Genomic DNA, 12,904 nt, shown 5'->3' on the forward strand with positions numbered 1-12,904 from the left:
TACTCTCAATTCGTGTTCATAACCCTATCAATTAAATTAAACCGGACGAATTCTATCTTCCAACAATACCCATCATTGACATAAATACGAGGTTCATTCGTATCCGAATTCAATTCAAGATCAATAATAAGTTCAGTGCCAGGCAAGAAATAGCTATTTTCGTAAACCCACCTTAAAGCCTCTTTTTTTCCAGGTAAAATAACCGCATCAATATAAAGATCATCACCGGATGCTTCAATATTGATAATCGATTCTGTTTCGTGATTATAATATCGTCCTGACAATCGATGAATATCGATATCACCTTTATCAATCATCTTTTTCAAACAAAAAATATTGCCATTTTCATTAATCTGTTCCAATGCAATAATGCTATCATTTTCAATGATAGGTTTGAACCGGATTTGCCCACCTTCCTCTTGGAAGGTTCCATCAGCATTAAAAATAATCGGATTTACTTTTTCGAATAAATTGCCTAATAAATAGCACTCTTCTTTGGTAATAATATAAGGAAAAGGATCTACTCCTTTAAAAATACCGGTAATATCAATATCACTGGTCCGGCAAGGCTGTTTGTCTGGTTCAGTCATACCGGCATTAAACAATGTATCAAGACCCTGCATGATAAACTTATAAGCATAAGCATTTGTTGCGGAGGTAATAGCGATACCTAATTTGGCATCAGGCAAAATACAAATTTCTGATTTGAAACCACCATAAGAACCACCGTGTCGTATTATCTTTTGCCCTTCACGTTGGCTAATAATCAAACCGTAGGCATAATTGTTACGATCGCCATTGGTTAAATCTAGTGTACGGGATAATTTAGGCAATAGCTCCTGAACAATCGATGGCGAATAAAACGCTCTCATCCAACGACATAAATCATTTACCGTAGAATAAAGCCCTGAACCACCGACTACCGCATCGTTGAGATCATTTCTTCTCCACTGGTGCAACGCCTCATTATAAACATAGCCCATCGCTCGATCAGAGATAATCTCGGTTATGTCATCATAGAAAAAGGTATCTTTCATCTTTAATGGGGCGAAAACATTTTCTTGCGCATATTCTCTCAATGATTTACCTGAAACCACGCGAACTATTTCCGCCAGTAAATTATAACCCGTGTTGTTATAGAGATAATATTCCCCCGGCGTAAAATTGAGTGCACGTTGCCGTTGAGCCAGTTTTCTCACCAAATCAATATGACGGTGATCAAAGTCCGAGTTTTTACCTGCCAGATTATAAAGCCCAAATTGATCCCGTAACCCACTGGTATGATGAATAAGATGCTCAATAGTAATATCAGAGAAATATGCCGGGAAATAATCCACATATTTCCCCACTTTATCCTTGACGTTGATCTTTCCTTCCCTTTCCAGCAAGGCAATACAAAAAGCGGTGAACTGTTTTGAAACACTCGCCATATAGAATTTCGTATTTGGGGTTATGGCAACAGCATGTTCAATGCTGGCTTGCCCGATATAGCGCTTATAAATGGTTTCATCTCCGTGGGTAACAGCAACTGCGAGGGCACCGCCATTTTTCTTATTTTCAATATTAACCAATTCGTCTATTTTCTTGAGAAGAAACTTAATTTTATTTTTAGATATAGTAGATTCCATCATTAATTCCCTTATTTAAGGTTATATAAAAATAACATATATACAGTATGATAAGGCAGAATAATAATATGGAAATTCTGCCTAATATAATTCAATCAATTCTACCAGAAAAACACTATTCTCAACTCGTGTTCACAACACTATCAATTAAACTGGGACGAATTCTATATTCCAGCAACGACCATTACTGAGATAAAGATAAGGTTCATTCGTGTCAGAGTTTAATTCAAAATCAATAATAATCTCTGTGCTAGGAGAAAAATAACTGTTCCCATAAACCCGATGTAAGACCTCTTTTCTTTCAGGAGAAATAATGGCATCGATATAAAGCTCATCTTCAGAAGCTGTAACAGTGAGCACAGATTCTGTTTCGTGGTTATAATAATATCCTAATAGTAGCTGAATATCGGTACCACCATCATCAATCATCTTATCTAGATAAAAAACATTGCCATTTTCATTAATCTGCTCCAATGCAATAATACTGTCATTTTCAATGATAGGTCTGAACCGAATTTTCCCATCCACCTCTTGGAATGTTCCATCAGAATTAAAGATAATCGGGTTGCCTTTCTCGAATAAATTACCTAATAAATAGCAATCTTCTTTGGTAATAATATAAGGATAAGGTTGTATTCCTTTGAATATACCCGTAATATCAATATCACCAGTCCGACAAGGCTGTTTTTCTAGTTTAGTACTATTGGGATTAAACAATACGTCAAAACATTGTCGGACAAGCTTAGAGACATTAGTATTCATTGCAGAAGTAACAGCAATACCTAATTCAGCATCAGGCAAAATACAAACTTCTGATCTGAAGCCACCATAACCACCATCATGTCGTATTATCTTTTGCCCTTCACGTTGGCTGATCGCAAAACCGTAAGCATAATTGTTACGATTGCCATTAGTTAAATCTGGCGTACGAGATAATTGAGGCAATAGATCCTGAACAATCGATGGCGAATAAAACGCTCTCATCCAGCGACACAAATCATTCACTGTAGAATATAGCCCCGAACCTCCTACCGCCGCATCATTGAGATCTTCTCTTATCCATCGGTTCGAGTCCTCGTTATAGGAGTACCCCATTGCCCGGTCAAAAATAATCTCGGTAACATCATCATAGAAAAAGGTATCTTTCATCTTTAATGGGACGAAAACATTTTCTTCTGCATATTCTCTCAGCGACTGGCCTGAAACTACTCTGACTATTTCCGCCATTAAATTATAACCCGTGTTGCTATAGAGATAATATTCTCCAGGCGTAAAATTAAGCGCTTGTTGCCGTTGCGTCAGTTTTCTCACCAAATCAATATGACGGTGGTCAAAGGCTGAATTTTTACCTGCCAGGCTATAAAGTAAAAATTGATCACGTAATCCACTGGTATGGTGAATAAGATGCTCAATGGTAATATCAGAGAATTCTGCGGGGAAATAATCCAAATATTGTCCAACTTTATCCTTAACGCAAAGCTTTCCTTCTTTCTCCAACAAAGCAATGCAAAAAGCCGTGAATTGTTTTGAAACGCTCGCCAAATAGAATTTAGTATTAGGTTTCACAGCAACAGCATGTCCAATGTTAGCCTTTCCGATATGGCGCTGATAAATTGTTTTATTACCGTGAGTAACAGCAACAGCGAGTGCGCCCCCCTTTTTTTTTATTTTCAATATTAACCAGTTCGTCTATTTTTTTGATAAAAGAGTTAATATTATTTGCAGATATCGTTGATTCCATCATGAATTTCCTTATTTAAGATTATAAGACAGGACATATATATTCAACCTAATAGCAATACATATATGGGCAGTACTATAAGACGTAAACAGGAAACATCCAAGTGATAATGACTATCATTTAATATATGAATGGCAATATAAAGTAACTACGGAAGCTGATGTTTTCAAAAAACAGACAGAACATAAATATAATAGTTCTGCCTGGAACAAAATGCATCTAATGGAAAATATCTTTAGGCCCTCAACAGCATTAATTACACCCTGTTATAACAATACCATTCTTCATTCTGATTTATCACTTTAAAAATTAAACTGCAACAAATTCTACCCTCCAGCAACCCCAGTCATTGATATAAAGGTGAGGCTTATTCATATCAGAGTCCAATTCAAAATCGATAACAAATTCAGTACTCGGGGAGAAATAACTATTACCGTAAATCCGCCGTAAAACCTCTTTGTTCTCAGGATAAGTAACCCCATCAATATAAATTTCATCTCCAGAAGCAGAAATAGTCACCGTTGCTTCTATTTCATGACTATAATAATTCCCTGACAATCTCTTAATATCGATAATATCGTCATCAGTCATCTTGTTAAAATAAAAAACATTGCCATTTTCATCAATCTGTTCCAATGCGATAACACTATTATTTTCAATGATAGGTTTGAATCGGGTTTTACTTCCCTGCTGTTGGAATGAACCATCAGAGTTAAAAGTAATCGGCTCGCCTTTTCCAAATAAACTACCCAATAAATAGCAATCCTCCTTGGTGATAATATAAGGATAAGGCGTTGCCCCTCGGAAAATTCCTGTGATATCGATATCACAGGTTAGACAATGTGGTTTTTCCGGTTCAATTATATTCGTGTTAAACAACACATCAAGACACTGTTCAATCCATTGAATGACATTAATATTTGTTGCAGAGGTAATAGCGATACCTAATTTAGCGTCAGGCAAAATACAAACATCAGATTTGAAACCAGCATAGGAACCATCATGCTGTATTATTTTTTGCCCTTCTCGTTGGCTGATAATCAAGCCGTAAGCATAATTATTGTGATTGCCATTAGTTAAATCTGGTGTACGAGATAATTGAGGCAACAGCTCCTGAACAATCGATGGGGAATAAAATGCTCTGATCCAACGACACAAATCATTCACCGTAGAATAAAGCCCTGTGCCACCTACTACGGAACCATTGAGATCATATCTTGCCCACCGGTTCGGTTCCTTGTTATAAGTGTAACCCATCGCCCGATCAAAAATAATCTCTGTGACATCATCATAGAAAGCAGTATCTTTCATCTTTAACGGAGCGAAAATATTTTCTTCTGTATATTCTCTCAATGATTTACCTGAAACCACACTGACTATTTCAGCCAGCAAATAATAGCCAGTATTGCTATAAGCATAATATTCGCCAGGTGTAAAATTAAGTGCTCGTTGCCGCTGCGTCAGCTTTCTTATCAAATCAATATTATGGTAATCAAAACGCGAGTTTTTACCTGCCAGACGATAAAGTAAAGATTCATCACGTAATCCACTGGTATGATGAATAAGATGTTCAATAGTAATATCAGAGAATTCTACCGGGAAATAATCCAGATATTGCCCGACTTTATCCTTGACGCTGAGCTTTCCTTCTTTCTCTAATAAGGCTATGCAAAAAGCGGTGAATTGTTTTGAAACACTCGCTAAATAGAATTTAGTATTAGGTTTTGCAGCCACAGCATATTCAATATTAGCCTTTCCGATATGGCGCTGATAAATCGTTTTATTACCGTGGGTCACAGCAATAGCAAGAGCGCCACCCTTTTTCTTATTTTCAATATCAACCAATTCATCTATTTTCTTGAGGAGCAACTTAACTTTATCTGTAGGTATAGTAGATTCCATCATGAACTTCCTTATTTTAAGATTATAAAACAGAACATATATACGATCTGATAGCAATATCATATACAAGTAATTACTGTAAGACGTAAATAGCAAATCATCCAAGTGATAATCATCATCATTTAATATATGAATGGCAATATAAAGTAACTACAGAAGCTGATATTTTCAAAAAACAGACAGAACATAAATATAATAGTTCTGCCTGGAATAAAATGCATCTAATGGAAAATATCTTTAGACCTTCAATAGCATTAATTACACCCTGTTATAACAATGCCATTCTTCATTCTGATTTATCACTTTGAAAATTAAACTGCAACGAATTCTATCCTCCAACAACGTGAAGTACTGGTATAGAGATGAGGTTTATTGGTATCAGGATCTAATTTAAAATCAATAATCAGTTCAGTACTGGGCGAGAAATAACTATTCCCATAAATTCGCCGTAAGACTTCCTTTTTACCAATATAAACAACTCCATCAATATAAATCCCATCGCCAGAAACGGAAACAGTCATCGTTGCTTCTGTTTCATGATTATAATAACGCCCTGACAATCGCTGAATATCGACACCACCCTCATCAATCATTTTTTTAAAATAAAAAACATTGCCATTTTCATCAATTTGTTCTAATGCAATAACACTATCATTCTCAATAATTGGCCTGAACCGGATTTTACCACCTTTCTCTTGGAATGTACCGTCAGAGTTAAAGGTAATCGGGTTGCCTTTTTCGAATAAATTACCTAACAAATAAGTCTCTTCCTTGGTAATAATATAAGGATAAGGCTCTGCCCCTCGGAAAATACCGGTAATATCGATATCACTGGTTAGGCAATATGGTTCTTCTGGCTTAATATCGATGTTAAACAAGATATCAATATGCTGCTCCACCCATGCAGAAACATCAACACCTGTTGCAGCGGTAATCGCGATACCTAATTTAGTATCCGGTAAAATACAAACATGGGATTTGAAACCAGTATAGGAACCACCGTGTTGTATTATCTTTTGCCCTTCTCGTTGGCTGATAATAAAACCGTAAGCATAATTATTACGATTACCATTAGTCAAATCTGGTGTACGGGATAATTGAGGCAGCAGATCCTGAACAATCGATGGTGAATAAAATGCTCTCATCCAACGACACAAATCATTTACCGTAGAATGAAGTCCTGAACCACCGACTACCACATCGTTGAGATCATCTCTTACCCACCGGTGCGACTTCTCGTTATAAGCGTAACCCATCGCTCGATCAGGAATAATCTCAGTTATGTCATCATAGAAAAAAGTATCTTTCATCTTTAATGGGGCAAAAACATTTTCTTCCGCATATTCTCTTAACGATTTACCTGAAACCACTCTAACTATTTCTGCCAGCAAATTATAGCCCGTATTACTATAGAGATAGTATTCGCCAGGCGTATAATTAAGCGCTTTTTGCCGTTGAGTGAGTTTTCTCACCAAATCAATATGACGGTGGTCAAAGTCTGAATTTTTACCTGCCAACTCATAAAGCCCAAATTCATCCCGTAACCCGCTGGTATGATGAATAAGATGTTCAATGGTAATGTCAGAGAATTCGGCAGGGAAATAATCCAAATATTGTCCAACTTTATCCTTGACGCAAAGCTTCCCTGCTTTTTCCAACAATGCAATACAAAAAGCAGCGAATTGTTTTGAAACACTAGCTAAATAGAATTTAGTATTAGGTTTTACTGCAACAGCATGTTCAATGCTAACTTGTCCGATATGACGCTGATAAATGGTTTTATTGCCGAGGGTAACAGCAACGGCGAGGGCTCCACCCTTTTTTTTTATTCTCAATATTAACCAGTTCGTCTATTTTCTTGAGAAACAACTTAATCTTATCTGTAGATATAGTAACTTCCATCATTAACTTCCTTATTTAAGGTTATAAAACAGAACATATATATTCAATCTAATAGCAATACATATGTGGGCAGTACTGTAAGACGTAAATAGGAAACATCCAAGTGATAATGATTATCATTTAATATATGGAGAGCAATATAAAGTAACTACGGGAGCTGATGTTGACAAAAAACAGACAGAACATAAATATAATAGTTCTGCCTGGAGTAAAATGCATCTAATAGAAAATATCTTTAGTCCCTCAATAGCATTAATTCCATTCTGCTATAACCATGTCGTTCTTCATTCTAATTTATCACTTTATAAATTAAACTGTGATAAATTCTATCTTCCAACAACGTGAATTGCTGACATAGAGATGAGGTTTATTGGTATTAGGATCTAATTCAAAATCAATAATCAGTTCAGTGCTGGGAGAAAAATAACTATTCCCGTAAATCCGACGTAAGACTTCCTTTTTACCAGGATAGACAACTCCATCAATATAAATCCCATTGCCAGAAGCGGAAACAATCATCGTTGCTTCTGTTTCACCGTTATAATAACGTCCTGATAATTGCTGAATATCGACACCACCTTTATCAACCCTCTTTTCAAGATAAAAAACATTGCCATTTTCATTAATCTGTTCCAATGCGATAACACGGTCATTTTTAATGATAGGTCTGAATCGGATTTTACCCCCTTCCTCTTGGAATGTACCGTCAGAGTTAAAAGTAATCGGATTGCCTTTTTCGAATACATTACCCAATAAATAGCAATCCTCCTTGGTAATAATATAAGGATAAGGTTCTTCCCCTCGGAAAATACCGGTGATATCGATATCACTGGTTAAGCAATGCGGTTTTTCCAGTTCAATATGGGTGTTAAACAATATATCAATATTCTGCTCCACCCATGCAGAAACATTAACACCTGTTGCAGCGGTAATTGCGATACCTAATTTAGCATCCGGTAAAATATAAATGTGAGACCTGAAGCCAGCATAAGCACCACCATGTTGTATTATCTTTTGTCCTTCGCGTTGACTGATAATCAAACCGTAAGCATAATTATTGCGATTGCCATTGGTTAAATCTGGTGTACGGGATAATTGAGGCAACAGATCCTGAACAATCGATGGTGAATAAAATGCTCTAATCCAACGACACAAATCATTCACGGTGGAGTGAACCCCGCCGCCACCCACAGCAGAATTGTTCATATCATCTCTTACCCACTGGTGCAGCTTCTCGTTATAAACACAACCCATAGCTCGATCAGAAATAATCTCGGTTATGTCATCATAGAAAAAGGTATCTTTCATCTTTAATGGGACGAAAATATTTTCTTCCGCATATTTCCTCAACGATTTACCTGAAATTACTCTGACTATTTCCGCCAGTAAACTATAGCCCGTGTTGCTATAGAGATAATACTCCCCAGACATGAAATTAAGTGCCTGTTGCCGTTGGACCAGTTTTCTCACCAAATTAATATGGCGGTGATCAAAGTCTGAATTTTTACCTGCCAGGTGATAAAGTAAAAATTCATCCCGTAACCCACTGGTATGGTGAATAAGATGTTCAATGGTAATGTCAGAGAATTCTGCGGGGAAATAATCCAAATATTGTCCGACTTTATCCTTGACGCTGAGCTTTCCTTCTTTCTCTAATAAGGCTATGCAAAAAGCCGTGAATTGTTTTGAAACACTCGCTAAATAGAATTTAGTTTTAGGTTTTACCGCTACAGCGTGTTCAATGCTAGCTTGCCCGATATGACGCTGATAAATGGTTTTATTGCCGTGGGTAACAGCAATAGCTATAGCTCCGCCTTTTTTTTTTATTCTCAATATTAACTAATTCGTCTATTTTCTTGAGAAACAACTTAATCTTATCTGTAGATATAGTAACTTCCATCATTAACTTCCTTATTTAAGGTTACAAAACAGAACATATATATTCAGCCTAATAGCAATACATATGTGGACAGTACTGTAAGACGTAAACAGGAAACATCCAAGTGATAATGACTATCATTTAATGTATGAATGGCAATATAAAGTAACTACGGAAGCTGATGTTTTCAAAAAACAGACAGAACATAAATATAATAGTTCTGCCTGGAACAAAGTATATCTAATAGAAAATATCTTTAGTCACCAAATAGCATTAATTCCATCCTGTTATAACCATGCCATTCTTCATTCTAATTTATCACTTTATAAATTAAACTGAGACGAACTCTACTTTCCAGCAACGTGAATCACTGATATAGAAATAAGGTTTGTTGGTATCAGGGTCCACTTCAAAATCAATAAACAGTCCATCATTGGAGGCGAAATAGCTATTCCCATAAATCCGACGTAAGATCTCTTTCTTCCCAATATAAACAATACCATCAATATAAACCCCGTCACTAGAAGCAGAAATAATAATCGTTGCTTCTGTTTCATGGTTGTAATAATTTCCTGACAATCTTTGAATATCGACACCACCTTCATCGATCATCTTTTTCAAATAAAAAATATTACCATTTTCATCAACTTTTTCCAGTGCGATAACACTGTCATTTTCAATGATGGGCCTGAATCGACTTTGACCTCCTTTCTCTTGGAATGTACCGTCAGAGTTAAAATTAATCGGGTTACTTCTTTTAAATAAATTACCTAAAAAATAAACATCTTCTTTGGTAATAATATAAGGGTAAGGTTCTATCCCTCGGAAAATACCGGTGATATCGATATCACTGGTTAGACAATGTGGTTCTTCTGGCTCAATATTGTTAAGCAAAATACCAATATGCTTATCCATCCATTCAACAGTATCAACACCTGTCGCAGCAGTAATCGCAATACCTAATTTAGCATCCGGTAAAATGCAAACATTAGATTCGAAACCAGCATAGGAACCACCGTGTTCTATTATCCTTTGCCCTCCTCGTTGGCTGAAAATCAAGCCGTAAGCATAATTATTGCGATTGCCATTGATTAAATCTGGCGTACGGGATAATTGAGGCAACAGATCCTGAACAATAGATGGTGAATAAAATGCTCTAATCCAGCGACATAAATCATTCACAGTGGAGTAAACCCCGCCACCACCCACGACAGAATTGTTGATATCATCTCTTACCCACTGATGTGAATCCTGGTTATAAGTGTAACCCATCGCCCGGTCAAAGATAATTTCAGTTACATCATCATTGAAAAAGGTGTCTTTCATCTTCAATGGGACAAAAACATTTTCTTCCGCATATTCTCTTAACGATTTACCTGAAACCACACTGACTATTTCTGCCAGCAAATTATAGCCTGTATTACTATAGAGATAATATTCTCCAGGCGTAAAGTTAAGCTCTTTTTGCCGTTGGACTAACTTGCTGACTGAACCAACATCGCGGTAGTCAAAATCTGAGTTCTTACCTGCCAGGCTATAAAGTAAGAATATATCCCGTAACCCACTGGTATGGTGAATAAGATGCTCAATGGTAATATCAGAGAAATGAGTGGGTAGATAATCCAAATATTGCCCAACTTTATCTTTGACACTGAGCTTCCCTGCCTTCTCCAGCAAAGCGATACAAAAAGCCGTGAATTGTTTTGAAGTACTCGACAAATAGAATTTAGTCGTAGGTTTTATAGCAGCGGCATGTTCAATACTAGCTTGTCCGATATGACTCTGGTAAATGGTTTTATTTCCGTGGGTGACAATAACGGCGAAAGCCCCACCCTTTTTTTTTATTCTCAATATTAACTAATTCATCTATTTTCTTGAGAAATAACTTAATCTTATCTGTAGATATAGTAGATTCCATCATGAACTTCCTTATTTAAGGTTACAAAACAGAATATATACGACTTGATAGCAATACATATACGGGCAGTACTGTAAGACGTAAACAAGAAACATCCAAGTGATGATGATTGTCATTTAATGTGTGAGTGGCAATATAAAGTAATTATAGGCACTGATGTTCACAAAAAATAGGCAGAACATAAATATGGCCGTTCTGCCTAGAATGAAGTGTATCTAATAGAAAATATCTCCAGGCTCTCACAATATCATCAATCCTATCTTGCTAGCTAAATACTGTTCTAAATTTGTATTTACTAACCTGTCCATTAAACTGCAATGAATTCCAAATTCAAGCAACGCGAATTACTGACATAGAGGCAATATTTATTTTCATCAGGATAAAACTTAAAATCAACAATAAGCTTAGTTTTTGTGGACAAATAACTATTCCCATAAATATGCCGCAAAGCCTCTTCTTTTATAGGATGGATAATCCCATCAATATAAATATCTTTGCCAGACACTATAACATTAATTATCGCCTCTGTTTCGTGACTATAATAGCGCCCTGATAATAGCTTAATATCTATACTACCTTCATCGTTCACTCTTTTGAAATAAAAAATATTACCATTTTCATCAATCTGTTTCAGTGCGATAACATTGTGATTTTCAATGATAGGACTGAACCGAGCTTTACCTCCTTGCTCTTGGAATGTACCATCAGCGTTAAAGATAATCGGATTGCCTTTCTCAAATACATTACCTAATAAATAGCAGTCTTCCTTGGTAATAATATAAGGATAAGATTCTATTCCCCGGAAAATACCGGTGATATCAATATCACTGGTTAGGTAATGCGGCTTTTCTGGCTCAACATCGGAGTTAAGCAATATATTAATATACCGATCTATCCATTTAGCAACATCAACACCTATTGCAGCGGTAATCACGATACCTAATTTAGCATCCGGTAAAATACAAATACTCGCTCTGAAGCCAGCATAAGTACCACCGTGTTGTATTATCGTTTGCCCTGCACGTCGGTTAATAATCAAACCATAAGCATAATTGTTACGATTACCATTAGTTAAATCTGGTGTACGGGATAATTGAGGCAACAGATCCTGAACAATCGATGGTGAATAAAATGCTCTCATCCAACGACACAAATCATTCACGGTGGAGTGAACCCCTGCACTACCCACCACGGAATTGTTGATATCGCTTCTTATCCACCGTTGTGAATCCTTATTATAAATGTAACCCATCGCCCTGTCAGAGATAATCTCGGTTACATCATCGCAGATAAAGGTATTTTTCATCTTTAATGGGGCGAAAACATTTTCTTCTACATATTTTTTCAATGACTGGCCTGAAACCACGCTGACGATTTCCCCCAGCAAATAATAGCCGGTGTTGCTATAAAGATAATATTCCCCAGACGGGACGTTAAGTGCCTGTTGTCGTTGGATCAGCTTTCTCTCTAAGTCAGCATGGCAGTAGTCAAAATCTGAGTTTTTACCTGCCAGACCATAAAGTAAAAATATATCCCGTAACCCGCTGGTGTGGTGAATAAGATGTTCAATAGTAATATCAGAGAAATGCGCGGGTAAATAATCTAAATATTGTCTGACTTTATCCTTGACGTTAATCTTTCCTTCTTTCTCCAGCAAAGCTATACAAAAAGCCGTGAATTGTTTTGAAACACTCGCTAAATAGAATTTAGTTTTAGGTTTTACAACCACAGCATGTTCAATGCTAGCTTTTCCGATATGACGCTGATAAATGATTTTATTGCCGTGGATAACCGCAACGGCGAGAGCGCCCCCCTTTTTTTTATTCTCAATATTAACTAATTCGTCTATTTTCTTGATAAAGAGTTTAATATTATCTGCGGATATTGTCAGTTTCATCATCAATCTCCTAATAAATAAACTTTCAAAATAGTAG

Annotated in this window: 3 protein-coding genes and 4 pseudogenes; all 7 read right to left on the reverse strand. The window is 36.4% G+C overall.

All coding sequences use genetic code 11. The annotated features are described in order from the left end of the window. Positions 1-5: 5 nt before the first annotated feature. Positions 6-1,631: a serine hydrolase domain-containing protein gene (locus C6H66_RS18700; protein ID WP_105396374.1), complete on the reverse strand. Its 1,626-nt coding sequence runs from the start codon at positions 1,629-1,631 to the stop codon at positions 6-8. Between the two features lie 144 nt (positions 1,632-1,775). Next, a pseudogene (locus tag C6H66_RS18705) lies at positions 1,776-3,372 on the reverse strand (serine hydrolase domain-containing protein). Between the two features lie 306 nt (positions 3,373-3,678). Further along, on the reverse strand, positions 3,679-5,274 hold the full coding sequence (locus tag C6H66_RS18710) for a serine hydrolase domain-containing protein (protein ID WP_105396375.1): 1,596 nt from the start codon (positions 5,272-5,274) through the stop codon (positions 3,679-3,681). A 308-nt stretch (positions 5,275-5,582) separates the two neighbouring features. After that, positions 5,583-7,176, reverse strand: a pseudogene (locus C6H66_RS18715) (serine hydrolase domain-containing protein). A gap of 306 nt (positions 7,177-7,482) precedes the next feature. Next, positions 7,483-9,076, reverse strand: a pseudogene (locus tag C6H66_RS18720) (serine hydrolase domain-containing protein). A 306-nt stretch (positions 9,077-9,382) separates the two neighbouring features. Next, positions 9,383-10,973, reverse strand: a pseudogene (locus C6H66_RS18730) (serine hydrolase domain-containing protein). A gap of 304 nt (positions 10,974-11,277) precedes the next feature. Continuing rightward, positions 11,278-12,870 (reverse strand): serine hydrolase domain-containing protein, encoded by a 1,593-nt coding sequence (locus C6H66_RS18735; RefSeq protein WP_105396377.1) that lies wholly within the window; start codon positions 12,868-12,870, stop codon positions 11,278-11,280. Positions 12,871-12,904 lie beyond the last annotated feature (34 nt).

The organism is Photorhabdus hindustanensis (assembly GCF_002968995.1).
In the GTDB taxonomy this organism is placed as follows: domain Bacteria; phylum Pseudomonadota; class Gammaproteobacteria; order Enterobacterales; family Enterobacteriaceae; genus Photorhabdus; species Photorhabdus akhurstii.